This window comes from Desulfobulbus oligotrophicus (genome assembly GCF_016446285.1).
GTDB classification, from domain to species: Bacteria; Desulfobacterota; Desulfobulbia; order Desulfobulbales; family Desulfobulbaceae; genus Desulfobulbus; species Desulfobulbus oligotrophicus.
Window position 1 is genome coordinate 1975903 of record NZ_CP054140.1, and the last position, 24684, is coordinate 2000586.

23 protein-coding genes are annotated in these 24684 nt (G+C 52.4%); 15 read left to right on the forward strand and 8 right to left on the reverse strand.

What is annotated here, in order from left to right:
* Positions 1-53: 53 nt before the first annotated feature.
* The gene (locus HP555_RS08885) at positions 54-980 is read right to left on the reverse strand and encodes a DUF2156 domain-containing protein (protein WP_199261653.1); all 927 of its coding nucleotides are present in this window, start codon (positions 978-980) and stop codon (positions 54-56) included.
* A gap of 266 nt (positions 981-1246) precedes the next feature.
* Positions 1247-1585 carry a hypothetical protein gene (locus HP555_RS08890; RefSeq protein ID WP_199261655.1) on the reverse strand — a complete coding sequence of 113 codons (339 nt, stop codon included), beginning with the start codon at positions 1583-1585 and terminating at the stop codon, positions 1247-1249.
* A 249-nt stretch (positions 1586-1834) separates the two neighbouring features.
* Between HP555_RS08890 and HP555_RS08895 the strand changes: the two genes are divergently transcribed.
* The 8 genes from HP555_RS08895 (at position 1835) to HP555_RS08930 (ending at position 9926) form a co-directional block, all read left to right on the forward strand.
* On the forward strand, positions 1835-2020 hold the full coding sequence (locus HP555_RS08895) for an indolepyruvate ferredoxin oxidoreductase subunit alpha (RefSeq protein WP_199261657.1): 186 nt from the start codon (positions 1835-1837) through the stop codon (positions 2018-2020).
* A 179-nt stretch (positions 2021-2199) separates the two neighbouring features.
* Positions 2200-2538, forward strand: coding sequence for a hypothetical protein (locus HP555_RS08900; RefSeq protein WP_233249122.1), 339 nt, complete (start codon positions 2200-2202; stop codon positions 2536-2538).
* Positions 2535-3662: an alanine racemase gene (gene alr, locus HP555_RS08905; RefSeq protein WP_199261661.1), complete on the forward strand. Its 1128-nt coding sequence runs from the start codon at positions 2535-2537 to the stop codon at positions 3660-3662. Before HP555_RS08900 ends, alr begins: the two co-directional genes overlap by 4 nt.
* A gap of 66 nt (positions 3663-3728) precedes the next feature.
* Positions 3729-5378, forward strand: coding sequence for an arginine--tRNA ligase (gene argS, locus HP555_RS08910; RefSeq protein ID WP_199261662.1), 1650 nt, complete (start codon positions 3729-3731; stop codon positions 5376-5378).
* A 394-nt stretch (positions 5379-5772) separates the two neighbouring features.
* The gene (locus HP555_RS08915; protein ID WP_199261664.1) at positions 5773-6303 is read left to right on the forward strand and encodes a hypothetical protein; all 531 of its coding nucleotides are present in this window, start codon (positions 5773-5775) and stop codon (positions 6301-6303) included.
* Between the two features lie 49 nt (positions 6304-6352).
* The gene (locus tag HP555_RS08920) at positions 6353-6850 is read left to right on the forward strand and encodes an N-acetyltransferase (protein ID WP_233249123.1); all 498 of its coding nucleotides are present in this window, start codon (positions 6353-6355) and stop codon (positions 6848-6850) included.
* A gap of 62 nt (positions 6851-6912) precedes the next feature.
* Positions 6913-9468, forward strand: a complete 2556-nt coding sequence (gene secA / locus HP555_RS08925; protein WP_199261672.1) for a preprotein translocase subunit SecA — start codon at positions 6913-6915, stop codon at positions 9466-9468.
* 59 nt (positions 9469-9527) lie between these two features.
* Positions 9528-9926, forward strand: coding sequence for a hypothetical protein (locus HP555_RS08930; protein ID WP_199261674.1), 399 nt, complete (start codon positions 9528-9530; stop codon positions 9924-9926).
* An 8-nt stretch (positions 9927-9934) separates the two neighbouring features.
* Here the strand turns inward: HP555_RS08930 and HP555_RS08935 are convergent, their stop codons facing one another.
* Together HP555_RS08935 and cls are read right to left on the reverse strand one after the other, a co-directional pair.
* Positions 9935-10666 (reverse strand): metallophosphoesterase family protein, encoded by a 732-nt coding sequence (locus HP555_RS08935; protein WP_233249124.1) that lies wholly within the window; start codon positions 10664-10666, stop codon positions 9935-9937.
* Between the two features lie 60 nt (positions 10667-10726).
* Positions 10727-12274 (reverse strand): cardiolipin synthase, encoded by a 1548-nt coding sequence (gene cls, locus HP555_RS08940; protein ID WP_233249125.1) that lies wholly within the window; start codon positions 12272-12274, stop codon positions 10727-10729.
* A 188-nt stretch (positions 12275-12462) separates the two neighbouring features.
* On the opposite strand from cls, the gene argJ reads away from it, so the two are divergent.
* The 7 genes from argJ (at position 12463) to HP555_RS08975 (ending at position 20344) form a co-directional block, all read left to right on the forward strand.
* The gene (argJ, locus tag HP555_RS08945) at positions 12463-13647 is read left to right on the forward strand and encodes a bifunctional glutamate N-acetyltransferase/amino-acid acetyltransferase ArgJ (RefSeq protein ID WP_199261675.1); all 1185 of its coding nucleotides are present in this window, start codon (positions 12463-12465) and stop codon (positions 13645-13647) included.
* An 11-nt stretch (positions 13648-13658) separates the two neighbouring features.
* Positions 13659-15245, forward strand: a complete 1587-nt coding sequence (locus HP555_RS08950) for a CHAD domain-containing protein (protein WP_199261677.1) — start codon at positions 13659-13661, stop codon at positions 15243-15245.
* A 114-nt stretch (positions 15246-15359) separates the two neighbouring features.
* Complete coding sequence (locus HP555_RS08955) at positions 15360-15893, forward strand: SixA phosphatase family protein (protein ID WP_233249126.1); 534 nt, start codon at positions 15360-15362, stop codon at positions 15891-15893.
* Positions 15894-16329: 436 nt separating this feature from the next.
* A complete protein-coding gene (locus tag HP555_RS08960) occupies positions 16330-17580 on the forward strand; it encodes a valine--pyruvate transaminase (RefSeq protein WP_199261679.1) in 1251 nt (416 codons plus the stop codon).
* Positions 17581-17684: 104 nt separating this feature from the next.
* Positions 17685-18164, forward strand: coding sequence for a DUF4177 domain-containing protein (locus HP555_RS08965; RefSeq protein WP_199261681.1), 480 nt, complete (start codon positions 17685-17687; stop codon positions 18162-18164).
* An 82-nt stretch (positions 18165-18246) separates the two neighbouring features.
* Positions 18247-19293 (forward strand): microcin C ABC transporter permease YejB, encoded by a 1047-nt coding sequence (locus HP555_RS08970; protein WP_199261683.1) that lies wholly within the window; start codon positions 18247-18249, stop codon positions 19291-19293.
* A 19-nt stretch (positions 19294-19312) separates the two neighbouring features.
* Complete coding sequence (locus HP555_RS08975; RefSeq protein ID WP_199261685.1) at positions 19313-20344, forward strand: ABC transporter permease; 1032 nt, start codon at positions 19313-19315, stop codon at positions 20342-20344.
* Between the two features lie 53 nt (positions 20345-20397).
* Here the strand turns inward: HP555_RS08975 and HP555_RS08980 are convergent, their stop codons facing one another.
* The 4 genes from HP555_RS08980 to HP555_RS08995 form a co-directional block, all read right to left on the reverse strand.
* The gene (locus HP555_RS08980; protein ID WP_199261687.1) at positions 20398-23001 is read right to left on the reverse strand and encodes a hypothetical protein; all 2604 of its coding nucleotides are present in this window, start codon (positions 22999-23001) and stop codon (positions 20398-20400) included.
* A gap of 37 nt (positions 23002-23038) precedes the next feature.
* On the reverse strand, positions 23039-23644 hold the full coding sequence (locus tag HP555_RS08985) for a GTP-binding protein (RefSeq protein WP_199261689.1): 606 nt from the start codon (positions 23642-23644) through the stop codon (positions 23039-23041).
* Positions 23645-23723: 79 nt separating this feature from the next.
* On the reverse strand, positions 23724-24122 hold the full coding sequence (locus HP555_RS08990) for a roadblock/LC7 domain-containing protein (RefSeq protein WP_199261691.1): 399 nt from the start codon (positions 24120-24122) through the stop codon (positions 23724-23726).
* A gap of 243 nt (positions 24123-24365) precedes the next feature.
* Positions 24366-24677: an EscU/YscU/HrcU family type III secretion system export apparatus switch protein gene (locus HP555_RS08995; protein WP_199261692.1), complete on the reverse strand. Its 312-nt coding sequence runs from the start codon at positions 24675-24677 to the stop codon at positions 24366-24368.
* Between the last annotated feature and the right edge of the window lie 7 nt (positions 24678-24684).

The window sequence follows — 24684 nt, forward strand, 5'->3', positions numbered from 1 at the left end:
CGTCCAGGATCTTTGATCAGGGCAAGGTGGAAGAACGTTCCGATCCTATCGTTTTAGGAGGCAATCGAGGTGACAGCCATATACTTCTCGACAAACCCGGCGGGCAGATAGCTGAGTTTTGCCTGACGCAGCCCCGGTTCGCCCAGATCCTGTTCCCGGTTGATACAGCTATAGTCTTCAGGAAGGATCGAGGCAAAGGACTGATTAATGAACTGATACAGTCCCTTATAACCGGGTACCGCCTTTTCAAAGTGGATGGCAAACGTTGTTCCACCGGCCAACTCTTCCCCCAACACATAGGCAACCGGCTGCGATTCAACGTAGTAGATACCACCGCACAGCTGGAGTGCTTCCATGGTCATGAGAGCTTCACGGGCGGCCTCGTAGTCGCCTTGATAGCCGGACCCTTCCCTCCATTGATCCAGGACTGACAGGGCGTCGGCACGATACTCTTCACGCAGGGGGCGGGCGCTGTAGTTGTGCGTGCTGACAAAGGCTTTGACAAGATTTCGTTTCTTATGATAGTTGCGGCCGGTTAAGGAGGCCAGATCCTGGCGGCGATACAGGTAATCAAAGTTGTCCCGGTCTGCGGTGACCCGATATCCAAGCTCTGCCAGCGCCGTTGACTGTGCAGTGGTTATACACTTCATCATCCGCTGTTCGGCAAACAACCTAGCCAGATGCTCGTGATCCGGCAGCCCGAAAGGCAGTATGAAAAACGGACCGCCGCTATCTTTGCCAAGCACAGCGAGACGCCCGTCCTGCAAGGTGGAAAAACGGTAACTGTGGCGGTGGCGAAAGAGAAAGAGGTTGGCAAAGGTCAACTCTGAAAGCCCATCGGTCAACTCCTGGAAAAGAGGGTGGAGTTGGCTGCGGTGCCCCAGTTCAGGCTCCACGGAGTGCGGATAAGAGGGGATCGGTGCTGTGGCTGGCGGTAGGTCGGGCTGTTGGAAACTCGGATGGTAGTGTCTGTCAGTCATGGTTTGGGGATATCGGTTGCGGGCAGTAAGGACCCTGTGAGAAGCCGGCTGTAGTATCAGGGAAAGGGTAACATACGGCAGACAGCCTTGCAAGGACGCCAATGGCTGGTGATGGCTGACAGCAATCTGACAGCGGTCGGGAGGCGGACCTTGGACGGCATACAGTCGAGTCGACCGATTTTCGTGTTGAACGGGTAATCGGTCGTGATGTGGACAGGTTGCGGTTCTTTGTGAATCCTGGGTTTAAGGGAACGAAACAGACACGGTCAGTTTCCAAGTACCTTGGTGATGATCATCTCTTTGGTATAGATATCAGGTTCCGGGGTTTTCCAGCTGATGAACTGTCTGCTTACCCGCTGAAAGGAGCCGTGATCTTTTTTACAGAGATCACAGATGGATTCGGCATTGTCCCGATACATGATGATCTCACTGGCCGGGTCTCCGGACTGATTGACGGCCGCCATTTTTCGACAGCCGCAGTCGAGCCGGATCACAGCCACACCGACAGCATCCGGACTGCCTTCGAAGATGCCTTCGATCATGGCCTGTTCTCCTTTTTCCGGAGAGGGGGAAGGGGAGCTCTGTTTGTGTTTTTTTTGTGCCATAGGTACGCACCTCGGAAGAATAAGTTGCAATGTACGCTCTATGTACTGTTGTTTGCGCGGATAGCAAAGAAAAAAGACGGTCTGATTTTTTCTGGCCGGGAAGAACGGGAAGGAAGGCCGGCATCACTGTCTTTTCACTTGACAAATTAGGAGTAGTTTTTTAAGAAAAAAAGATTTTGCACTGCAATACTGAGAGTTTTCTTAAGACTGAGACAGTATTGGTTCATTATTTATTGTGGAGGTTTTAGCATGTGGGAAATCATTGTTGATAAAGATAAATGTACCGGTGATGAAGAGTGCGTAAATGCCTGTCCTGCACAGATTTTTGAAATGCAGGGTGGTAAGGCCGAGCCGGTGGATGCAGAAGAGTGCCTGGGCTGTGAGACCTGTGTTGAAGTCTGCCCGGAAGATGCCATCACTGTCACTGAAATTTAACTTTGCTGTACTGATGGCTTCACTGATAAGCCCATCCCTGCCCAGGGATGGGCTTATCTTGTTTTGGGGATGCAGGATTCTGTGGACACGGGATTGAGTCATTGAATAAACCAGGGGTATCTCGGTCGGTACATCTTTTTGCAGCCCCGTTTCTCTGGACGGTGATCGGGTGCTTTCTCATGGTACGAGGCTGGGGATGGCTTGCTCCCGGTAAAGGGCGTCTCTTGTTTTTGGTCGCCGGTCTGTTCGGCACTGTGAAGGCTCTGTTCATCCTTGATAATGTTGCCAGACGCATTCTGCGGCGGATCATCCTCTTCCGGGATAACACCTGCTTAGGGGCTATTTATTCCTGGCAGACCTGGACTGTGGTGGTCATGATGCTGTTGGCCGGTGTCGTTATTCGGACATTTGTGCAGCCAGGGCCGTTTATTGGTACAGTCTATTGTGCTGTTGGCTGGTCGTTGTGTCTGTCCAGCCGTTTGGGGTGGCAACAGTGGTACAGACAGGTACACACATGAATACATTCAATCAGATAAAAATCAGTCGTTCCGCTCTGGTGCATAACTATCACATCTGTCGGCAGGCCGCCGGTGGAGCAGCCATCATGCCGTTGGTGAAGGCCGATGGGTATGGACACGGCATGATCGATTGTGCCCGGATTTTTGCAGAACAGGGGGCAGCCGCCTTTGGTGTTGCCGAGGCAAGGGAAGGGGTGCTGTTACGTGCGGCTGGTATCACCCAGCCGATTCTGGTTCTGGTCGGTGTGATTTCAGACACGCTTCGCACCATTGTTGAAGCAGGATTGACACCTGTGGTGACCGATGCTGCAGTTTTGCCTGAGCTGTCCCGGGTAGCAGGTGCTTGCCGGACTGAAGTCGGCCTTCACATCAAGCTGGATGCCGGTATGGGCAGGCAGGGTGTCTTACCGGCGGAGTTTATCGACACGGTTCAGGCAATCCGCAGGCTCCCGCATCTTCGGATTGACGGTATTATGGCCCATTTCCCCATGTCCGATGACCGGCAGTCCGATAACACGGTTCTGGTACTGGACATGTTCCTTAAAACGACTGGATCTTCGGCCGATTATGGTCTGGACAGGTGCTGCCTCCATCTTGCCAATTCCGGTGGATTGTTTTATGTTGCCGGCGCCCGGCTCGACATGGTTCGTCCCGGTATTGCCCTGTACGGGTATTACCCGGACGGCGCCGACGGCAGGAAAAACGCTGTCTCTCCTCTGCTTCAACCGGCCATGCGGTTTGTGACCCGCATCATCCAGGTGCGCACTCTTGAGGCTGGTCGCAGTCTTGGCTACTCGCACCTGTTTACAACAACCAGACCTTCGCGTATTGCTGTTCTGCCTGTGGGATATGAGGATGGCTATTTACGGGTGCTGAGCAATCGGGCGCAGGTACTGATCCACGGGCAGCGGGTACCGGTGGTCGGTCGGATCTCCATGAACTTAACGCTGGTGGATGTCACTGACCTTGGCCGGGAAGTGCACCCCGGCGAGGAAGTCGTGCTGCTGGGCAGTCAGGGAGAGGAAGAGATCACTGCCGATGAAATAGCCGATTGGATGCAAACCATCAGTTACGAAGTGCTCTGCCTGTTCGGTAACCTCAATGCGCGCACCATGGTTGAGTAAAAAAAAATCAGCAGATTCTGCAGCTGCTTGAAACGATCGCCACCCACTATATGAGACAAACGACCCATGATAAAGTCACAGATTAAAGAGATTGTCGACCACTGTTTTACTGAGGGAGTGCGGCTTGGTTACTGGAGCGGGGCAGTGGCCGGCCGATATTCCATTGAGGTACCCAAACGCGAAGGCCAGGGCGATTTTTCCACGAACTTTGCCATGGTTGCAGCCGGCATCGACAAAGGAAAACCACGGGATCTTGCTGTACCGATGACTGAACTGCTGGCCGGGCAACCGATGGTTGAGCGGGTGGAGATAGCCGGTCCCGGCTTTATCAATCTTTTTCTAAAAAAGACGATCTGGGCCACCGTGCTGGCACCGATCTTTGCGCAGGGAGAAAACTTCGGCCGATCTGAAGATGGTCAGGGGCGACGGGTGCTGGTTGAGTTTGTCAGCGCCAATCCTACAGGTCCGCTCAGTGTCGGCCACGGGCGTAATGCCGTGCTGGGTGATACCATTGCCCGTCTCCTCGAAGCCAATGGCTACCAGGTGCAACGGGAGTATTACTTCAACGATTCCGGCCGGCAGATGCGTGTTCTCGGTGAGTCCACCCGGGCCCGCTACCTGGAGTTGCTGGGAATGCCTGCTTCTTTTCCGGAGGATGGGTATCAGGGAGACTATATCTACGGGATTGCCCGATCAATGGTTGAGGAAGCCGGTGATTCTTTTCAAGATGCAGCTGTCGATATTTTTAAAGAACGTGCTCAGCAGGCTATTTTTACTGATATTGATACCACTCTCCGGCGCATTGGAATACATTTTGATACCTACTTTAATGAACACAGCCTGTATGAGGATGGTCGACTTAAGGCGGTTGTGGATCAGCTGCGGGGCAAGGGACTGATTTATGAAAAGGAGGGGGCCACCTGGTTTAAGGCCAGTGAGTTCGGCCAGGAACAGGATCGCGTCATCATCAAGAGCAGTGGTGAGCCCACCTATCGGTTGCCGGATATCGCCTACCACTGCGATAAGTTTGAACGCGGCTATGACTGGATGATCAATGTGTTCGGATCAGATCACATTGCCACAGTGCCGGACGTGTTGGCCGGGGTCCGCGCTCTTGGTCATGATGACAGCTGTATCACGGTGGTGCTGTATCAGTTTGTCACTCTGCTGCGTGATGGCAAACAAGTCAAAATGTCGACTCGCAAGGCCACTTTTGTTACGGTGGATGAGCTGGTTGATGAGGTTGGAGCCGATGCGTTGCGTTTTTTCTTCCTGATGCGCAAGCCGGATAATGTCATTGAATTTGATCTGGATCTTGCCAAAAAACAGAGTCAGGAAAATCCGGTTTACTATGTTCAATACGCCCATGCCCGATTGTGCAGTATTGAAAAGATGGCGGCTGAACAGGGAGCTGTCGTTGGTTTGACACAGCAGATATTGCAGAGACTGGTTGAACCGGAAGAGTATGCGCTGCTGAAGATGCTGGCCGATTACCCTCAGTTGGTTGCCGGAGCAGCTGCGGATCTTGCCCCCCATCGGATAATTTTTTATCTCATTGAGCTGGCCGGTCAATTTCACGGATTTTATAATAAACATAAGGTGTTGACTGATGACCACGATTTGACCGGTGCGCGATTGGCCCTCTGCCAGGGAGTGAAAACCGTGGTATATAACGGTTTACATCTGATCGGCCTGACAGCACCGGTGAGCATGTGATGAACGATGGCCTGTTTATTGCAATAGTCCTTTTGTATGCCCCTGCATATCGATTTTTTCCAGACTGCACCGAATATGAAAGAACCGTGACTGTCTAAGTACTGAAAAGAGAGGAGTGTCCTTGCAGAAAAGGCCGATGCAGGATGAGTATAAACCAAAACCCTTTCGGATTGAACTCGGCTGGCGGGGAATGTTTGGATTGGTGGTTGTCTGTTTCTTTTTGTTCCTGTGGCTGTTTTTGTTGGGTATGTGGGCAGGGCAAACTATTGTCTTTCCGTCAAAGCCGAGTCCGGCTGTACAGCGAGAATATCCCTCATCCACTGCATCTGAGCTGGACAAAATCAGAAGAGATATCAGACGTTAGCGAACTATTGAGGGTGCAGGCAACAGCAATATGCGAACAAAAAGAAATCAACGCGGCAGGAAGCGGTCATCCATCGCCCTCATCCCGGCCCTGCGGAGTATGCTGCTGCAGCACGTTCGCCGACGTCTGGTGATCTACCTGCCGGCGTGCATGCCCCTGCTGCTGGTTGTACTGACCCATATCGGTACACTGCTGACCCTTGTTCTGATTAAATCCGGTCTGCTGGCCCCGGGGCAGCTGTACAGGGCCATGATTACCTGGGCGGTTTACGGACTGTTGCCGTTGCTTTTCTGTTCCTATGGTTGTTTTTTTGCCATAGCCCGACCGGTAGCCGGTCTGCTGGAACGAACATTCCCCGACCTGTCATCGTTTATTCTGACCCTTGCTACCGGAGCTCTGTACGGCGTTGGTATCAGCCTGGCGCTGATCATGCTGCTGGGAGCCGACACCATGTTGCGTGCCTGTCTCCTTGTAATTGTGGGACTGTTGACAGGTTTAGGTAACTGGGTGTTGTACTGTTCTCTGATCACGCCTTCTGTACAGGCGAGCTCTGATACATAACCGCGATGTCCATGGAACCATCTTTTGCTGCTTTATCAACGGAGAAAGAATGACTACATCTCAGATGTCCTCTGCAACCGGCCGGATCCGGCCCGCCCGTATGGGTGACGTGCGCGCTATCCATTCGCTGCTGACCACCTTTGCCGACAGGGGGCTCATGCTGCCGCGTTCGATCAGCTCTCTGTACGATCACCTGCGTGACTTTGTTGTGTATGAGGAGGAAAATGCTGTTTTCGGTATCTGTGCCCTCCATATCTGCTGGGATAATCTGGCCGAGATCCGTTCCCTGGCTGTAGCGGAAGAGCGACAAGGTTGCGGGATCGGCGCTTTACTGGTCGAATCCTGTCTGGATGAGGCCAGAAGCCTGGAAATCGATACGGTCTTTGTCCTGACATATCAGGCGGCATTTTTCCGAAAATTTGGTTTTAAAGACTGTGACAAACAGGATTTGCCGCATAAAATCTGGAGCGACTGTATCCACTGTCCTAAATTTCCAGACTGTGATGAGGATGCCCTGATACGAACCGGCCTGGGTATGGGATCGTAGGACGCTCACCTCAACGCAGACTACACTTTCATCACAAGACCCTCTGGTAGGGAGATATACGAATGGTTGGACGGATTCTTGCCAAGATGTTTGGCAGTAAAAACGACAGGATGATCAAACAGTACCGTAGGATCGTCAAGACGATCAATGAGCTTGAAGCAACGGTCGAGCCCCTTACAGACACTGAGCTGGCTGCAAAGACAACTGAGTTTAAAGAGCGCATCAGTCAGGGTGAAACCCTTGAGCAGTTGCTGCCCGAAGCGTTTGCCGTGGTGCGCGAGGCGGCAAAACGGGTACTTGGCGAACGACACTACGATGTGCAGCTGATCGGAGGTATTGTCCTGCATCAGGGAAAGATCGCAGAGATGAAAACCGGAGAAGGGAAGACATTGACCTCGACAGCACCGGTCTATCTTAATGCCCTTCTCGGCAAGGGTGTACACGTGGTAACGGTCAATGATTATCTGGCACGTCGTGATGTGCAGTGGATGGGAGAGGTCTATCGTTTTCTTGGTCTGACCACCGGATGTATCTTTCATGAAATGAACGATGAGCAGCGTCGGGAGGCCTATGGAGCGGATATCACCTACGGCACCAACAATGAGTTTGGTTTTGACTACCTGCGCGATAACATGAAGTTCACCCTGCAGGATTACTGTCAGCGCGGGTTTGCCTATGCCATTGTCGACGAGGTCGACTCAATTCTCATCGACGAGGCCCGGACACCGCTGATCATCTCCGGCCCTGCTGATGCAACCACCGATCTGTACCTCAAGGTCGACCGGATCATGCGTCATTTTAAGGCCGAGGCACATTATACCAAGGAAGAAAAGTCCAAGCAGATCATGCTGACCGACGATGGTGTTGCCCTGGCTGAAGAGCTACTTGAGATCGATAACCTGTACGATCCCCGCAACATCAATCATCTGCATCATGTCAACCAGGCGCTGAAGGCACATTTTGCTTTTCAGCGTGACGTTGACTACATCATCAAGGACGGTTCCGTGGTGATTGTTGACGAGTTCACCGGTCGCACCATGGAGGGCAGGCGTTATTCAGACGGTCTGCACCAGGCTTTGGAGGCAAAGGAAGGAGTCAAGATTGAACGGGAAAATCAGACGCTTGCTTCAATCACCTTTCAAAACTATTTCCGCATGTACAAAAAGCTGGCAGGTATGACCGGTACGGCCGACACCGAGGCGCCTGAGTTTAAAAAGATCTATAACCTCGATGTTGTGGTCATTCCCACCCACCAGAAGATGATCCGTATCGATTACGCCGACGTCATCTACAAGAACCAGGCGGCCAAGTACCGCAATATTGTTAAAGAGATCAAAGAGGTTCATGCAGCCGGCCAGCCGATTCTGGTAGGTACCATCTCCATTGATGTCTCGGAAAAGATTTCAAAGATGCTGACCAAAGAGGGTATTCCCCATGATGTGCTGAACGCCAAGCAGCATGAGCGGGAAGCGGAGATCATTGTCCAGGCAGGCCAAAAAGGCAGAGTGACCATTGCCACCAACATGGCGGGACGAGGCACGGACATCAAGTTGGGTGAAGGCGTACGTGAACTGGGCGGACTGCATATTCTGGGTACCAGTCGCCATGAAAGCCGTCGCATTGACAACCAGTTGCGCGGTCGCTCCGGCCGTCAGGGTGATCCCGGCACCTCACGGTTCTATCTGTCACTGGAAGATGATCTGCTGCGTATCTTCGGGTCTGATCGACTCCGTACCATCATGGATAAACTGGGTATGGAGGATGACGAACCTATTGAACACTCCATGGTCTCCCGGGCCATTGAAAATGCTCAGCGTAAAGTTGAAGGCCATAACTTTGACATCCGTAAACATCTCTTAGAGTATGACGATGTCATGAATAAGCAGCGGGAGGTTATTTACAGTCAGCGTCTTGAGGTCCTCGAAGGTGAGGATGTGCAGCCGATTATCAGTGATATGCTGGTCGACCTTGAGGAGCAGATCGTGACCGATTGCACCGCCGGCAAGACGTTGGCTGAAGAATGGGACTGGCCGGCCATTGAAGAGCGGGTTGGTCAGGTGTTCAACCTTCAGCTCGACTGGACACCTGAAGAGCGGGAGGCACTGGATCGCGACTCTTTTGCTGCAAAGCTGCACGAAATGGTCACCCAGGCTTATGCACATCAGGAGTCCCGCAACGGCACTGAACAGATGCGACAACTCGAACGCATGGTGCTCCTGCAGATGGTGGATACTCTGTGGAAAGAGCATCTGCTGCACATGGATCATCTCAAAGAGGGGATCGGCTTGCGGGGGTATGGTCAGAAAAACCCGTTGAATGAGTACAAGCGGGAAAGCTATCAGCTGTTTCGTAACCTGATTGATGCCGTAAAGCTGCATACCATAGGGAACCTGATGCGTATTCAGCTGGTCCAGGATGACGAGCTGGCCCGTTTGGAGGAGGAACGGCGGCAGCAGCGCGAGCGTGAACTGGCTGAGGCCAAACGTTCCAGCGGCGAAGACGGGGTGGAGAAGGACCGGAAACCGATTCAACGGGCCGAGGAGAAGGTCGGCCGTAACGCTCCCTGCCCCTGCGGGTCCGGCAAAAAGTACAAGAGGTGCTGTGGTCAGAGCAGCTGATGATAGTCATCGGCCCTTATGCTCTGTTACAGGCTGTAAAATGACGGGAGGGGAAGGCAATGGATGCAGTACAGGCGTTTGTTGAACAGTGGGCCGAGAGTCCGGACGGGAACAGACAGGGCTTTATCCGTTTGCAGGAGCTGCTCACCAATCTTGAAGGGGTCGAGGTCTCTTTTCACCCCCGACCCGGTGTGACCTATTCGTTACGGGGGGCTGTTTCCGGAACCAACCGGCCGCTGTTTGTGATGATCGATGTGATTGAGGATGAACCGCGCTGGCTCTCCGTCTGTTTTTTTGGTGATATGATTCAGGACCCCGACCAGCTGGGTGCAGAGGTTCCCGGTGGTTTGCTCGGCGAGGATGCCCTGTGTTTTGATCTAGACACCTGCACAGAGGCGTCTGTCGCCTATGTGGCTGAACGGATAAAAGAGGCGCACCGGTCCGCTCTCAGCGGATGATCCGGTATTTAATTCTGTTTTGTGCCGGTGCGGAACATCTCAGCATAGACAGCCGGTAACCGGTGTCTTTGCAGGGCGGTGACCACGGCTTCAACAGCATAGGCTGCACGGTGATGCTGGACATCAATGCGGTTTTTGGAGATGCTCAGCAGAGCAAACGATGCATCAGGGCAGCCGTCAAACATCCGGCCGACTGAACCGGGATTGATAAAATGAACCCCTCCCGCGATCCGGTGAAAAGGGGTATGGGAGTGGCCGATGACCACGATCTTGCAGGCTGTTTCCCCTGCCAGCTGTTCAAAACGTTCATCAGGTGTTGCTGCTGTCAGAAACTCTTCATGATCTGCCGGGCTTCCGTGAAAAAGGCCCAGTAAGGTGTCCCCGAGTCGTACGATCCTCTGTTTTTTCAGGCTGAGCAGGTCGGCGGCGTTTTCAGGGGTGAGTGCAGCAGCGCTGCTCGTGTACATGATGCGCTTCTCAGGCTTTGCCGGTTTTTTGAATGTCCTGCCCTGCAGCAGTCTGATCACCCGGTCATCAGTGTTGCCTCTGATACTCAGGACTTGATGTGTACGTAACCAACCCATGGTTTCATTGGGAAAAGGGGCGTAAACCAGCGAGTCGCCGCAGTTGAGGATATGGGTACAGTCTATCCCGGCAACCGCACGGGCCACAGCTTCAAGGGCCGGAAAGTTGCCGTGGATATCACTGATCAGCAGGATGTTCATTGCGATGAGATGCAAGCCTCCATCCCCCGATGGGGACGATGGGGGTGTTGATTATCTTTATTCACGGACGGCTTCTCAGAGCAGGGGACCGATGAGCAGGGCGATATTTTCAAGCAGCTGCTGGCGGTAGGGACGGTTGTTGAAAACGGCAAGATCAAGTTGGTGCGACCTGTGCAGGTACGCCTGCTGCAGTGATCTGAGTGTGTTTGTGAACACCTGGTCGTAGATCACCAGGGTCATCTCAAAATTTAACCAAAAGCTTCGCATATCGAGATTGACTGAACCAAAGAGACAGAAATCATTGTCCACGGTGATGGTTTTGGTGTGCAGCAGGCCGCCGGAAAAGAACATGATGCGGATACCGGCCTGGCTGAGCGTGGTAAAGTTCGCCCGGCTGGCATAATGAACCAGGCGTGAATCATTGGTTTCAGGAACAATAATCGTCACCTCAACGCCCCGTTGCGCTGCCGAGCGCAGAGCCGCAAGTATGGCGTTGTCCGGAACAAAGTAAGGCGTGGTCAGAACCAGTTCATGTCGGGCGGCGTATATAGCGGTCAACAGAAAATCATGAATACTGCTTTCACCGTACCCCGGTCCTGACGGAACTAACTGGACCAAAGCGTCCCCGGCTGCGGAGACGGGCTGGATGCCGATCATCTTTTTTAATCTGGTGGGCCATTGCCGGCGTTCCAGTAACCAGTCAAAAAGAAATCCGGCTGCCAGTAACTCCACCACCGGTCCGGTAAGCCGAACCATGGCATCCACCCACTCCCCTACCTGCTCATCCTGCCTGAAGAACTTGGGATCAACCAGGTTCTGGCTTCCTGTATAGGCGATTTCGTTATCAATGACGACGATCTTACGATGATTGCGCAGGTCGATACGGATAAACAACGCCCGGATAAGACCGGCCGGCAGGGCTTCTCGTATTTCAACACCGGCTTTGCGGAGCCTGTTTGCACTCTGGCTGCGGAGAAACGGTTTGGAACCAATACTGTCCAGCAGGAGACGACAGGTCACGCCTCGCTCCTGAGCACGAATCAGCGCTTCGATCACGGCATCGACCCCTCCCCCCTCGTTGAAGATATAAAATTCCAGGGAACAGTTAAAGTGGGCACGGTCTATGTCGGTGATGAGTCTTGAGAAAAAAAGTTCGGCAGTGTCGATCAGTTCAAGTTGGTTACCGGGCATGGTCGGCATCCCGGTGGTTGTAAAAATCTGCTGATTGAGCGGCCGGCACTCCGGATTGACAGCCTGCCAGTCAACAGCAGGTATCTCTCGCAAAGAGGTGGCCCATTGTTTGAGTATGGGGCGACCTTTGAGCAGTCGGCTGGCCCGGCGTTCACCGAGTCTGTTTTCGCCAAAGAGCAGGTAGGTGACCGCACCGACAAAGGGGAGCAGGAGGATGATCGTCAGCCAGGCAAAAGAGATGCTGGCAGCGCGTTTACGCATGATGATCCGCAGTGAAAAGCTAAAGCGGATGACCAGGTCGGTCAGCAGAATCCAGGAGGTCAGGTCAAGGGAGAGTGTACCGATCATGTTGATTTGTTTTTGGGAGCCGGCAACAGCAAGCAGAAGGCGCTGGTCGGAACACCCTGCAGGTAAATGGTAGCGTGTGTGCACAGAAGACGGTTGTTTGTACTGCTCGCAGTCACAGTAGCCTTACCGCATACATTCCGCACACTTTTTTTGTGACCGCTTAAGGGAAATTACCTGTCCAGATCGGCTTCACGCTTTCTTTTTATGAAGTATCTAAGTAAATTACACAGACTGTTTATCCGATAACTTCCAACAAAAGGCAGGGCTAGTCCATGCAAGTGAAAGGTTTTTCCGCTGCAGCGGTTCAGGCCGGTATCCGATATGCCGGGCGATATGATCTGGGACTTATTTTTTCACAGACTCCAGCGGTGACAGCCGGTATGTTCACCACCAACAAGGTGAAGGCGGCACCGATAGTTCTTGCCATGGAACGCCTTGGCTCCGGGCTGTGCCAGGCGGTTCTTGTCAACAGCGGCAACGCCAATGCCTGTACCGGGCAGGCGGGTATGGACGCGGCTGTGGCAACCGCCGGTTCAGCGGCTCAGGAGCTGGGCATTGATCCGCATCTTGTACAGGTGGCCTCCACCGGCGTCATCGGCCAGCAGCTGCCGGTGGAACCCTTTACCAGGGCCATGCCGCAGCTGGTTGCCGGTCTTTCCCCCGATGGCTTTGACCAGCTGGCACAGGCTATTATGACCACAGACCTGGTTCCTAAAGTTGCCACGGCAACCGTGTTGATAGGTGAGGCTGAGGTGAGGCTGCTTGGTGTTGCCAAGGGGTCGGGCATGATCATGCCCGATATGGCGACCATGCTCTGTTTTGTCGTGTCTGATGCCCGCATTGATCACCCCACATTAGATCAGGCGGTGAAGGTGGGAGTAGAGCAGAGTTTCAACCGCATCACAGTGGACGGCGACACGTCGACGAATGATATGGTGCTGGTCATGGCCAACGGTGAAGCCGGTAACACCCTGATCGATGCCGATCATCCAGAGGCTGCTGCATTGTTCAATGCTGCGCTGTATGACATATTCAAAGAGTTGGCCCTGAAAATCGTGGCAGACGGTGAGGGGGCCACCAAGATGGTCACCATCAGAGTCACCGGCGCCCGTACTGAGCAGGAGGCCCTGCATGCCGCCCGGACCATTGCCAACTCAGCACTCGTTAAAACGGCATTTTTTGGTGAAGATGCCAACTGGGGAAGAATTATCGCCGCCCTTGGCCGATCTGATTGCCTCTTTGATCCAGACAGGGTTGCCATACGATTTGATGACGTCATGCTGGTCAACAGGGGAATTTTTCTGGGGTCTGAACAGGAGGAAGCGGCCACGAACGTGCTGAAACAGCGTGCCTTTACCGTCACCATTGATCTTGGTGAGGGAGATGCTGCTGCTGAGATGTATACCTGTGATTTTTCTTTCGACTACGTTAAAATCAACGCTGATTATCGGAGTTGAGCAAGGGGACAATGCCGCAGCACCGGACAGACAGCTGGCAGATACCTGATGGTTTTTTGCTCGAAACGCTTCTTGGTGCACTGAGTGAGGCATTTACCTGTGAGTGTGCCCCTGTTCAGACCGCGACTGTTGTCTATGCCGATTCCTTTGATTGGCGATTGTACCGGCGCGGATATCTGTTGCACTGTCAAGATCGTTGCTGGACGTTACATTGCCGTGATACCGGGGAGAAAACGCTTGAGCAGGACGGTCCGATACTGCAGGAGAACTGCTTTGCCCGTGATTTTCCCTCCGGCCGGTTGCAGGAGGTGCTGGAATCTGTGCTGGGTTGCCGCTGTCTTTTCCCCCTGACATCCGTGTCTGTGGAAAAACGTACGGTCTGTCTGCACACTCAGGGAGAAACACCCGTTGCCAGGCTTGTCTTGGAAACACAGCAACCCGTCGGTGGTCCGAAGTATCAGCTGATTCGACTACTTGATGTGTGCGGAGATTCAGCGGCGGCTCTTGTCCGCCATGGACTGACAGCTGCAGGTGTTCACAGACAAGTCTCACCACATATCGGATTTATAGAGGGCTGTCGGCTGAATGGCCGGCAACCGCTGGACTACAGCTCGAAATTTGTCCTTGCACTGGAGGGCCACAGTACGGCCCGTGGGGCAATGACCCGTATTTATTTGAAACTGCTGGAGAGTATAGAGCGTAACCTCCCCGGTGTGCTTGCTGACTGGGATAGAGAGTTCCTGCACGACATGCGGGTGGCTATCCGTCGTACCCGATCCGGCCTGAGTTTGGTGAAAAAGGTGCTGCCTGATGAGGTGACAAAACGATTCCGTATGATTTTCCGCTCTCTTGGTAGCATCACCGGGCCTGTTCGGGATCTTGATGTCTACTTGCAGCGTCAAAATGCCTATGTGCAGCGACTGGCGCCGGCACTGCAACCTGGATTGCTCCTGTTTTTTGCAGACCTTGCAGACAGACGGCGGGCTGAACATGCAGAGATGGTGAAGAGACTGGGGGCGGCATCAACCCGAAACCAGCTGGACGCATGGCGGCATACTCTGCAGAGCAGCGCTGCGCAGCCGCCTGCACCTTCAGCTGATCGGCCTGCTGTTGAAGAAGCGGGGCGAATCATCTGCAGACATTTTAAACGAGTCGTGCGAGATGGTCGTTTTTTGCATGCAGAAACACCCGATGCCGCAGTCCATCGATTGCGTATTCAGGCCAAGAAACTCCGCTATGCCATCGAATTTTTCCACAGCCTGTACCCGCAGCAGGATATAGAGTTTCTGTTGCGTCATTTAAAGAGGTTGCAGGATGTACTTGGAGATTTTAATGATCTGGCCGTGCAGCAGAAAATGCTTCGTGATACCCGGGAACGGTTGCCGGTTGCAGGTCAGAGGCACCTTGAACAGGCTGTGGCACTCGATGCACTGATACAGAGTCTGAGGGAAGAACAACAGAAACTGCGCAGTCATTTTGTTGCAGCGTTTGCCCGGTTTGACGACAGTGCTGTTGCTGAGGTTTTTGCAGCGCTTTTTCAGGAAAACAGAAGCATGCCTGAGTACAGTCGCAGTGGCCCGGAAGAAGGAATATGCTGAGGTGTTGCCCTGTTCTGTCTTTCCTGTTTTGCGGCATTTTAAGATAGAGTGGCCAAACCGGTTGTCAGGGTGGTGCATGATCAGCGGCAGCAGTAACCTGTGTGAGTCTGTGACATGAAAATGAACGATATCTTCAGATCTGAGGAATGGAGGCTGCTCCTTATCTGCAGGCACGCTCAGTCAAGCTGGGATGATGCTGCGGTGCGTGATTTTGACCGGCCTTTAAATAGAAGAGGCGAGCGAGATGCGCCGGAGATGGGGCGTCGTCTGCTGCAGCACGGTGTACAGCTCGACCTGATCATAACCAGTCCGGCAAAACGCGCGTTGCAAACAGCCCGTTACTATGCCGATCAATTGGCCTACCCACTGGACAGGCTGCAGGCTGAACCTCTGGTGTATCTGGCATCTGTACACCAGTTGATCGGGCTGTTGGAGACTGTCGACCCCAAGGTGCGGACCCTCTTGGCAGTCGGTCACAACCCTGCAATCACGAACCTGGCCAACATGCTCGGCGGGTTGCATATTGACAGTATTCCAACAGGCGGTATTGTTGCCCTGGCCTTTCATCAGCCCTCCTGGCAGGGACTTGCACCGGATACCGGTCAGCTGGTCTTTGTTGATTATCCCAAAAGACCGGATATTGCCTGAAGGGTGTGGAGACGCGTCAAAATGTCGGCAGTTTGAGTCAACACTGTGAAGAGACAGACCGCTCCGGACTGTGTTCGGTGTAAACATTTTTTTATCACGTACGAGCAGCAGCACCCCAGAGGGTGCCGCGCCTATGGTTTTAAAAGCCGGGATCTGCCTTCCCGGGTTGTACTGCTGTCTTCCGGAACACCGTGTCAATTTTTTGTCCAACGATAACTGCTCACGGCACCACAGAGAAGAGGTCTGTTCTTCAGTGCCGGTGGTGATACGGTAGCCGGCATGCTTATGATGGTTCTGAAACCCGATAGCCGGTGGATTTCTCCACAAAATTTGGTAAAATTTCGTTTTTCCCTGCTCTGCTGCATATTCAGCAGACCGCTTATTGAGTTGCAGAACGTGTTGTCCTTTTAAAAAGAAAATACCATGGAGATGTACAGTGGTTACGCTCTCTGCGTTTGGTGAAAAGTTATCGTCCGGTTCCGGCATTCTCTCGTTAATGGATGATCTCGGCAATGCCCTGGCCCGGGGGGATACGATTATGATGGGTGGTGGCAACCCGGGCACCATTCCCCTGATCCAGGAACGGATGGCACAGCGATTACAGGGATTGACTGAGGATGCGACAGCATTGCGGCGGTTGCTCGGCGTGTATGATCCCCCTAAAGGCAACAGAGAGTTCTGTCAGGTTCTGGCAGACCTGTTGAGGCGGGAATACGGATGGGACGTGCATGAGGAGAACATCTGTCTGACCAACGGCAGCCAGTCTGCTTTTTTCCTGCTGTTTAATCTGTTGGCCGGAACAACATCAGAGGGACACAAACGTAAGATCCTGCTGCCCATGGCACCGGAGTATATCGGCTATGCCGATCTGGGCCTGGTGGAGGATTTCTTTGTGAGCGTGCGACCGCGTATCGAAATGATTGATGAGCATTTCTTTAAGTATCGGGTTGATTTCGATAAGATCGCCATCACCGATGAGATCGGTGCAATCTGTGTGTCTCGCCCCACCAACCCCACAGGTAATGTGCTCACGGACGAGGAGGTCATAAAGCTTGCTCGTCTGGCCAGAGAGCACGGTATCCCCTTTATCATTGATTCGGCCTATGGCCTCCCGTTTCCGGCCATGGTGTACACCGATGCCACCCCGATCTGGCAGGAGGGAGTTGTCTTGTGCATGTCCCTTTCAAAGTTCGGTCTGCCGGCGGTGCGCACCGGTATCATCATCGCTGATCGCAAGCTGGTGCATCTGGTGGCAGGGGCAAATGCCGTGGTGAACCTGGCAACCAGCAGCTTCGGGGCAATGTTGACAGCCGACATCGTCCGCTCAGGTGAAATTATTCAGCTGAGCCAGGAAGTGATTCGCCCGTTTTATAAAGATAAGATGGAACAGACCTTGGCCTGGATTCACGAGCGGCTTGCCGGGTTACAGTATAAGATACACGTTCCTGAAGGTGCAATGTTCCTCTGGCTCTGGTTGCCTGGTCTGCCGATTTCTGCACGCGAGTTGTACCAGCGTCTCAAGGCAAGGGGCGTGATTGTGGTTTCCGGTGATTATTTTTTCCCCGGACTGCCTGTGGGTTGGCAACATACGAAAGAGTGTCTGCGTCTTACCTATTCACAGGATGCGTCGGATATAGAGCGCGGCATAGCTCTGATAGCTGAAGAGCTGCATGCCCTGTCAGCCTGATTGTCTGTACTCTGTACAGAAGTTGTTTCAGTTGTCTGTGGAAGTTTGGCTTTAATGTGGAAGTTATCGGGTTTTGATGAGTGATCAGGAAAAGGGAGTGAACAATGCTGTGGCAATATCAGACTATTCTTTTTGAGTTAACAAAGGATGGCTTGCTTGGTGATAAGTATGTTGATGATGAGGAGATCGAAAAGGCACTGAACCAGCTGGGCAGCCAGGGCTGGGAGCTGGTGAGCGTGACCCTTCTGAAGGACGGGGTGCTGGTCTTTCTGAAAAGACCCGTCCGGCAGGAGCAGGTTGTTGAACAACCCGCTGTCAGCAGCATGTCGAACGCAGAACAGGCTGTGACGATGGTGCGCTCGCGGGTTATGACGGAACCGGCACCGGAACCGGTGGTCGTACCGGAAGTGGTCAAAGTGGAGTCGGTCAGGGTACCGGAACCCGTTTATGTGCCGCCGCAGCATGAGCAGCCCCGTGAGCCGGTTGTTCGCTCATCCTCAGCAGGACCCATGCCGCATGTTTTCGAAAAGAGCACAACAGTGGATGACGAGTCTGATGGAATTGGTAACATCAGGATCAGGTAAGCCGGGGACAGTTGACCTGCAGCGCGAATCCGGATTGTTCAGGCTGCCTGCGTACGTGCAGTAATTGTAAAAGGAGCGGCGGATGGCCTGGTATATCGGTAAACGGATCCTGTTGATGATTCCGACTCTCTTTGGGATCATGCTCATCACCTTTACTGTCACTCAGTTTGTCCCCGGCGGACCTGTGGAACGACTGATGGCTGAGCTGAGCGGGTACGGCAGCGGTGGGGAGACCGCCGCCGGCAGCGGTCTGTACCAGGGGAACAGGGGACTGGACCAGGAAAGGGTTGAACAGCTGAAAAAGATCTATGGTTTTGATCAGCCACCCCTGACGAGATTTTTTTCCATGATCCGTCAGTATCTGGTCTTTGATTTCGGCCAATCGTATTACCACCATATGAGTGTTGCCCAGCTGGTGATCTCTAAGTTACCGGTTTCAATGTCACTGGGCCTGTGGAGTTTTATGATTGTGTACTCCGTCTGTATTCCCCTCGGGATCAGCAAGGCGGTGAGGGATGGTTCGACTTTTGATGTGTTGACCAGCACATTTATTCTGATCGGTTATGCTATTCCGGGTTTTGTTTTAGGTATCCTGCTGATTGTCCTCTTCGGTGGTGGCAGCTTTTGGAATATTTTTCCTTTGCGCGGTCTGGTTTCAGACAACTGGTCCGAGTTGAGTCTTGTTGGAAAAGTGCTTGATTACCTCTGGCATATGGTGTTGCCGATTATTGCCTCCACAGTGGGCAGTTTAGCGGTAATGACACTGCTGACCAAGAACTCCTTTCTGGAGGAGATTCGTAAACAGTATGTGATAACGGCCAGGGCAAAGGGGCTGGAGGAGGGGCAGGTCCTGTATAAACATGTGTTCCGCAATGCCATCATTCCGATCATCACCGGTTTTCCGGGCAGTTTCATCACTGCTTTTTTCACCGGCAGCCTGTTGATTGAAACCATCTTCTCGCTTGATGGTATGGGCCTGCTGGCGTACCAGTCGGTCATGAACCGGGACTATCCGGTTGTCTTGGGTACACTGTACTTCTTCACCATCATCGGTCTTTTTTCCCGATTGCTTTCCGACCTGTCGTATGTACTGGTTGATCCGCGTATCAGTTTTGAGGGCAGGCAGTAGGTACCTGACAGAGATGGAGATGGAAAGAAAAACGAAAAGGATCAGCGTTACCCGCAAACGATGGATTCGGTTTAAGAAAAACCGTCGCGGTCTTGTCGCTCTTGTCGTGTTTGTCACTTTGTTTGGTGTCAGCCTGTTTGCCGAAGTGCTGAGCAATGACAAGCCGCTGCTTGTCCACTACAACGGACAGTACTACTATCCGTTCTGGCAATCCTATCCGGAGACAACGTTTGGCGGCGACTTTGCAACAGAAACTGACTATCGGGATCCTTTTATTCATGACCAGCTGACCAGAGACGGTAATTTTGTCATCTTTCCTCCCAATCCGCACAGCTTTAACTCAATTAATCAATCCCTGGATCGTCCGACTCCGGCTCCACCCAGTGCAGACAACTACCTCGGTACCGATGATCGTGGTCGGGATGTGCTGGCCCGCCTGGTGTACGGATTTCGCATCAGCGTCCTCTTCGGTGTGACCCTGACCGCACTGGGTATGCTGCTGGGTATTGTTGCCGGTGCTGTGCAGGGATTTTTCGGCGGTCGGGTTGACCTGTTCTGCCAGCGCTTTATCGAGCTCTGGGGATCCATGCCCGAACTGTATCTGCTGATTATCTTTGCTTCCATCTTTGAGCCCAGCATACTGCTGTTGCTTGTTCTGCTTTCCATGTTCGGGTGGATGGGATTGTCCGACTACGTCCGGGCGGAATTTCTGAAGGGCCGGAACATGGAGTACGTGAAGGCAGCCAAAGCGTTAGGTGTGAACAACTTCACGATCATGACCAGACACCTGTTGCCAAACAGTATGACTCCGGTGATCACATTTCTCCCGTTTCGAATGTCCGGAGCGATCCTTGCCCTCACCAGCCTTGATTTCCTCGGGCTTGGTGTACCGCCTTCAACTCCCAGTCTGGGCGAATTGCTGGCCCAGGGGAAGGCCAATATCGATGCCTGGTGGCTGTCGTTGTCGACGTTTGTGGTGTTGGTCGGGACACTGGTGCTGCTGATCTTTATCGGTGAAGCCCTGCGGGAAGCATTTGATCCGCGCAAATAAAAAAGGGGCACGAACAGATGTTCGGCCCCTTTGCAGACAGGTGTGCGGAAACATTACTTGTGGTGGAGCACATCGTGGCGGAGCTGCGCCAACTCATTGCGGATATGCGAACGAAGGTCGGCCAGTTCAAAGTAGAGCTCTTTTGCGGTGTAGGTGAACTCCGGATCGTTTTCCTCTTCAGCAACGCCCGGTACAGTCGGTAAAACCGAGCTTGCCTGGAGTAACCAGCCCGTGAAACGGCCGACCGTTGCCGACAGGTCACCAGCCTTACCGGTACCGGCAAGCAGCTGTTCGTATACGTGGTTTATGAGTTTTTCCGTGGCTGCCCCATCTCTGCCGGGCAGTCTTGTTAAAAGTGTCAGAACTGTTTCGAGTATCTGCAGAAGAGGCAGTTGATCACCTGTCAGCTCAGCCTGTTTTAAGGTACTGATCCCGGCAAGGGCGTCTGCCAGATTTTGCCGTGAAGGTGTGCGCACAACCGCAGGCAGGAGGGCTCCCAGGGTGGCAAGCTGTACCTCGGCAATATCCGCGGTTGTTGCTTGGAGCTGATGCTCAATGGTGGCTTCCAGCGTTTTGGTCAGTGCATCGACGGTGGTATCATCAGCAGGCACTGTGACCGGTCCCTGCGGTTCGTTGAAAAAGTCGTCCAGTGCCTGTTCGAGCTCATTATCCGTCCCGTCTGCCGCCTGCTGCTGCAACTGCTCACCTGCTGCCATCATCGCCGCAGTTGCATCTGTTTCCAGGCGCTGATCCTGGTCATTCAGATCCAGCGCCAATGCCTCATCCAGTGTGTCGGCTGCCGTTTCAAAGGAATCCGACAGGTCTGAGGCAACCTCACCGTCGTTGCCAAAAAAGAAATCCAGTTTTTCCTCGATACCCTTTAATGGGGAGGATGCAAGGGCGGCGATCTCCGTTTCTTCAGAAAACCCCTGCTCCTCATCCGTGCCGGCCAGCGCCGGTGGGATGTCGGTGTCAACATCCAACAATCCATTCTGCTGACGATTTTCGTTCTCTTCACCTGTTGAAGTTGAGGTCAGTGCCGGTTCCGCAGTGCTATCGGTAAAAAATTTATCGAGCTCGTTTTGAATGTCAAAGAGCCCCTGATCTTCTTCTGCCGTGAGGTCAGCGTGGAGTGCTGCCGGAGCATCAGCGACATCAGCATCATGCAGGGCCGATTCAATAGGTTTGAAGGTATCGCTCAACGCGGCTATTGGTTCGTTACCGGCCGGAGCAAAGGAGAGGCTGTCCCCGGTTGCTTCTGTTGCCGGTGAGGTGACCGGTGGCTCATCGGTATCTTTGAAAAGAAGATCAAGCTCTGCTGCAAGGTCATCTTGGCCGGGGAGTGCAAACGTCTCTTCCTCTGCAGTAAAGGCAGAGGTCTCATCAACATCGGTGAGTGCCGGTGTCAGACCGCGTCTGGAGCTTAAATGGGACTCTATGAAGTCATCGGCCAGTTCGTCGTCAACCGGTTGAATGGCATCGGGTGGAAGAATCTCGTCAGGATACTGTACATCCGCCGACTCCATAGCCGGCATGGCCGGCATGGCATCCATCTCGAAAAACATGTCAATCTCTGCTTCAAGATGCTCGGTTGCCACATCTGTATCGTCGGTTGCAGCCGTTATATCGTCCTGGGCCGTTTCCGTGATCTGCTCTGTTGTCGAAGGCTCTGTAAAAGAGAGTGATACCGTTTGCCGGGTATCCTTAGGGGAGACATCGCTCAGTTCATCAACCACCGCACTGATAAGCTGTTCATCCACCGGCGCACTGGCCTGCGTGGTGATAGCCATCTTGAGATTGTTGAGGCGGTTGATCTGGTCAACAAGAATTTCCTCCACTGTCTCCCGGCTGATGGGAGGATCCTGCTTGTGCAGGATGGTTTTGAGACCTTCACTGAATGAATGGAGCAGGACAAACGACTCCGGATGCGCATCAATGCGTTCTTCCGCGATGTAGTCGCTTAAGGCCTGCAGGCCCTGAATCAGGACCATGGCGGATTTGTTTTCAGCAACAGCCTGCTGCAGATCAGTGACAGCACGGCTGAACTGGCGCAGACTCTCATCCGTCACCTCCCAGTCAAGGCTGAGGATGGCGGCGATGAGCTGTTTGGTTAAATCTCCATCTGCAGCAGACCCGGTGCCGGTGGGAACAGAAGGTTCAATCTGGGGTGGAGGTTCCGTTACCGACGGGGTTTCACTCTGTTTGATCTGGTACTGCAGAATTCTGAACTTTCTGACATCACCTTTGAGCAGTTGGGTGATCTGGTCACCTGTAATCTGATCAGAAGAGATTATTTTCTCAAAATTGTAGAAGAACGTCAGGAGGAGTTTTATGGAGTTCGGATGAGCGTATGCTCCTTTTGTCCGGATGTAGTTGCCGATTTTTTCCAATCCCTGCAGATACGTTTCAGCAACTTTATCGTCCTGCCACGTTGTTTGCAGATTCTGTAGCTCATCTGCAAGTTCTTGCAGGATCTCATCATTGATTTCCCAGTCAAGTGAGAGAATAATTGATTTAAGTCGCGTTAATGGCGAAGATTCTTCACTGGTGAATTCGAAGAGATCGACATCTTCTGTATCAAATGATTCATCTGCAAATAGTGTCAGATCTTCAAAATCATCGATTGAGGAAACTTGGTCGCGCTGCAATTTTTTCATAAACCGACTCTAGTGTTAGCTTTACGGCTCATCTTCACTACATGAGTTTTCGTTGAAGGGAAATGACCGTGGATGAAATTATTTTTTTGAGTGTTTCTGGTACATTAAACCCTGTCAAGGCACTGGCTTCAAAGGTTGGCACCTTCAGTTTACTGTTCAGATCCTTCTCCAGGATCGAGATCGGCAAAATGGGTATTCCCTGATTTCTGAGGTCGACCTTATTGTATTGGAGGACCAGCGGTATTTTAAAAATCGATTCATTGTAGCTCATCAGGTTTTCGTGGAGCTGATTAAGAGAACGGATGTTTTTTTCACGCATCTGTTCCTGCGCATCAGCCACAAAGACAATACCGTCCACGCCTTTGAGGACGAGTTTCCTGGTTGCATTGTACTTAACCTGTCCCGGGACGGTATACAGCTGGATCTTCAGGTCATATCCTTTGATCTGACCCATGTTAAACGGCAGAAAATCAAAAAACAGCGTACGATCACCGTGGGTCTTCAGACTGACCATTTCCGATTGGATCTGTTTGGAAAATTTCCTGTTGATGTATTCAAGGTTAGTGGTTTTACCGCCACGGCCAGGACCGTAGTACACAATCTTTACCTGAACAATCTTTTCTCTGAGGTTGATAAAACTCACATCATACTCCTGAGGTCTCTGGCTCGTTGTCGGAGAGTACTGCCGTCACGCCGGCTGCTCCGGACCTTTGTTTCGTCAATCAGCTTCGGGTCCAGATTTTTTTGATACGCTCAATGGTTTCCACGACATTGAGCCTGAGAAAACCAAGCGAGATACTCTTGCCGAACATGGTGATCAGAAGCAGTTCGTCATCAATCTTAGAGAAGTGGATGTTACATTCCGCACCCTTATGAAACAGCAGTGAAAATTCCTGTTCACCGACCAGCTTTGCCATGGCATCCACTGTGGCAAAGTTGCCTGCTGCCAGGGCGGCGAAAGAGTAGACATCATACTTTGATGTGCCGTTATCTTTAGCAGTGATGATATTGCCGGCCATATCAATAATGATGACACAGTCGACACCTATCTGTATGAGCTTTTCAGTCAGGATCTCATCGATTTTCTCTAGTTGTTCCTGGCTAACAACTCCATAGTTCATATGCGACCTCGTACACGTTCAGATAAGTTGGTATGGAGAAAAGGTTTTCAATCGATTTTAAATACAGTGTAAAAAATACTGGAAGTGAAAATAAAAAGATGAATTTTATCAATAAGATCAAAGTTTCACTTAGTAGATACCAAAAGTATACGTCAGAAAGAAATTTATATGAAGAGGTTTTTACGCACAGATATTGTTTTTTAATTTGTTTTTAAAACAAGGAGATGTCGCCTCTTGCTCTCTTTATTCGCCACGCGTGCGCATCCCCTGTTCTTTACTCATCTTATAGCGGTTGTTCACGGTGTACACAAAGGCAAGGACCTCTGCTATGGTCTGATACAACTCAAGGGGAATTTCCCGGCCCACCGGTATTTTTGCCAACAGCTCAACCAGATCATGATCCTGTTTAATATGCACCCCTGCGGCTGCAGCAGCGGCAATGATCTTTTCGGCGACCAGGTTGGAACCACTGGCAACAACCTGGGGAGCTGCGGATTTTTCCGGGTTGTAGAGGAGGGCGACGGCCTGTTTTCTGGCGGGTTTTTCTGCAGTCATTTTTTTA

What these genes read in the sequence shown, in the direction of transcription:
- HP555_RS08885 (WP_199261653.1), bottom strand. Translation starts at nt 980, where the DNA reads ATGACTGACAGACACTACCATCCGAGTTTCCAACAGCCCGACCTACCG.
- HP555_RS08890 (WP_199261655.1), bottom strand. Translation starts at nt 1,585, where the DNA reads ATGGCACAAAAAAAACACAAACAGAGCTCCCCTTCCCCCTCTCCGGAA.
- HP555_RS08895 (WP_199261657.1), top strand. Translation starts at nt 1,835, where the DNA reads ATGTGGGAAATCATTGTTGATAAAGATAAATGTACCGGTGATGAAGAG.
- HP555_RS08900 (WP_233249122.1), top strand. Translation starts at nt 2,200, where the DNA reads ATGGTACGAGGCTGGGGATGGCTTGCTCCCGGTAAAGGGCGTCTCTTG.
- alr (WP_199261661.1), top strand. Translation starts at nt 2,535, where the DNA reads ATGAATACATTCAATCAGATAAAAATCAGTCGTTCCGCTCTGGTGCAT.
- argS (WP_199261662.1), top strand. Translation starts at nt 3,729, where the DNA reads ATGATAAAGTCACAGATTAAAGAGATTGTCGACCACTGTTTTACTGAG.
- HP555_RS08915 (WP_199261664.1), top strand. Translation starts at nt 5,773, where the DNA reads ATGCGAACAAAAAGAAATCAACGCGGCAGGAAGCGGTCATCCATCGCC.
- HP555_RS08920 (WP_233249123.1), top strand. Translation starts at nt 6,353, where the DNA reads ATGACTACATCTCAGATGTCCTCTGCAACCGGCCGGATCCGGCCCGCC.
- secA (WP_199261672.1), top strand. Translation starts at nt 6,913, where the DNA reads ATGGTTGGACGGATTCTTGCCAAGATGTTTGGCAGTAAAAACGACAGG.
- HP555_RS08930 (WP_199261674.1), top strand. Translation starts at nt 9,528, where the DNA reads ATGGATGCAGTACAGGCGTTTGTTGAACAGTGGGCCGAGAGTCCGGAC.
- argJ (WP_199261675.1), top strand. Translation starts at nt 12,463, where the DNA reads ATGCAAGTGAAAGGTTTTTCCGCTGCAGCGGTTCAGGCCGGTATCCGA.
- HP555_RS08950 (WP_199261677.1), top strand. Translation starts at nt 13,659, where the DNA reads ATGCCGCAGCACCGGACAGACAGCTGGCAGATACCTGATGGTTTTTTG.
- HP555_RS08955 (WP_233249126.1), top strand. Translation starts at nt 15,360, where the DNA reads ATGAAAATGAACGATATCTTCAGATCTGAGGAATGGAGGCTGCTCCTT.
- HP555_RS08965 (WP_199261681.1), top strand. Translation starts at nt 17,685, where the DNA reads ATGCTGTGGCAATATCAGACTATTCTTTTTGAGTTAACAAAGGATGGC.
- HP555_RS08970 (WP_199261683.1), top strand. Translation starts at nt 18,247, where the DNA reads ATGGCCTGGTATATCGGTAAACGGATCCTGTTGATGATTCCGACTCTC.
- HP555_RS08975 (WP_199261685.1), top strand. Translation starts at nt 19,313, where the DNA reads ATGGAAAGAAAAACGAAAAGGATCAGCGTTACCCGCAAACGATGGATT.
- HP555_RS08980 (WP_199261687.1), bottom strand. Translation starts at nt 23,001, where the DNA reads ATGAAAAAATTGCAGCGCGACCAAGTTTCCTCAATCGATGATTTTGAA.
- HP555_RS08990 (WP_199261691.1), bottom strand. Translation starts at nt 24,122, where the DNA reads ATGAACTATGGAGTTGTTAGCCAGGAACAACTAGAGAAAATCGATGAG.
- HP555_RS08995 (WP_199261692.1), bottom strand. Translation starts at nt 24,677, where the DNA reads ATGACTGCAGAAAAACCCGCCAGAAAACAGGCCGTCGCCCTCCTCTAC.